Below are 1382 nucleotides of genomic sequence, written 5' to 3' on the forward strand. Positions count from 1 at the left end.
GCAGATCGTCTTACTTTATTTATAACATCAAAAAATAAAACTAAAATATATACCTGTTCAGCTTAACTTATTATATACCTTCCTGATGAAGCCGGACGATATGTTTATACTGAACAGAAAGAATGCCAACCAGAATATTATCTTCTGTTATACATGGCGGTTTATTTATTGTTTAATTAAACATATTCAGGCATATTTCTATACCATCATGATGTTTTCACTGGTGTTACTACTGGTATTAATACTAATGTTAATACTACAGGTGCTTTTACAGCATTCTGGTATTGTTTAAAACGACTGTCGCAGCAGTCTTTCTGGTGTTGTAAATACTATTATTGTAAGTGCTATTACTATAAATACTATTATTGTTATAACTGCATCTGGTGTTGTTACTAACTTATTACTGTTATTGTTACTGCTTTCTTTATTACTATTGCTGTTCGTCTTTGCTTGTTTTTTCTTATTAAGGATATTACCAAACTACGGGAGCATTATCGTACAGTGATCCTGAACCATTCTGAAACGAGATTACACATCACGACGAAAAGATAAAAAAAAGCCACCATTCCTTCCGGATACAGTGGCTTAAATAAAGTATTAATTAACTTATTTCAGTATGTTATCACACATCATCTGAAGTGTATTAATAAACCTGGCTGCATGAAAGCCATCACAAACGGCATGATGTACCTGTACAGAAACAGGTAATAATACGCGGTTATCTTCCTGCTGAAACTTCGCCATAGTAAACACCGGAGCAAAATAATCATCATTACCGGTGATATTCAGGTTAAATCCGTCAAAACTCACCCAGGGTAATGATGATATATTCAGGTGGTTCTCTGGTAACGCTCCCTGCGGGAACAATGCAGTATTATGCTGATATTCTGCCATCACCGCATTATAGCCCGCCATAAATTCACTGATATCCGGACAATAACGGCAGAAGAGCGCAGAAAATGTTTCAGTCTCTTTATGAAAAACAGTAAATACAGGATCGGTCTGATCCCAGTAAATCAGTGCATTATCTTTCATTGCCATCCGGAACTCCGGAAACTGATTAACAACCCGGGAGATCAGATAAATCATCACCGGATAAAATTTATAATCCGTTTCCGCCAGTGCGGTACGCAAAGCTGTAATATCGAGTTTTGTGGTCAGGCTGAATCCGCATTTTATCTGCTGACGATAAAGAGCAAAATGTTCTCTGCGGTTCCAGGTGTTCAGATCAATTCTGGTAAAATTCATGTTTATTCCTTCTGATTAATAGCGAAAAATATTAATAATCAGAAGGCAGTCTGGTTGTCTCAATGGGCAGCATCCCGTCCTCCGTAAGCCGCTTGGTACAGAATAATGATATCAGATTCGGGCTTAAGATGTAT

At 37.0% G+C, this 1382-nt stretch carries 1 protein-coding gene; it reads right to left on the bottom strand.

Going from position 1 to position 1382, the window contains the following annotated elements:
* Positions 1–606: 606 nt before the first annotated feature.
* Positions 607–1248, bottom strand: a complete 642-nt coding sequence (locus tag H5203_RS22455; protein ID WP_011751353.1) for a type A-2 chloramphenicol O-acetyltransferase CatII — start codon at positions 1246–1248, stop codon at positions 607–609.
* Between the last annotated feature and the right edge of the window lie 134 nt (positions 1249–1382).

The organism is Pseudoalteromonas sp. SG41-1, assembly GCF_014164575.1.
GTDB classification, from domain to species: domain Bacteria; phylum Pseudomonadota; class Gammaproteobacteria; order Enterobacterales; family Alteromonadaceae; genus Pseudoalteromonas; species Pseudoalteromonas rhizosphaerae.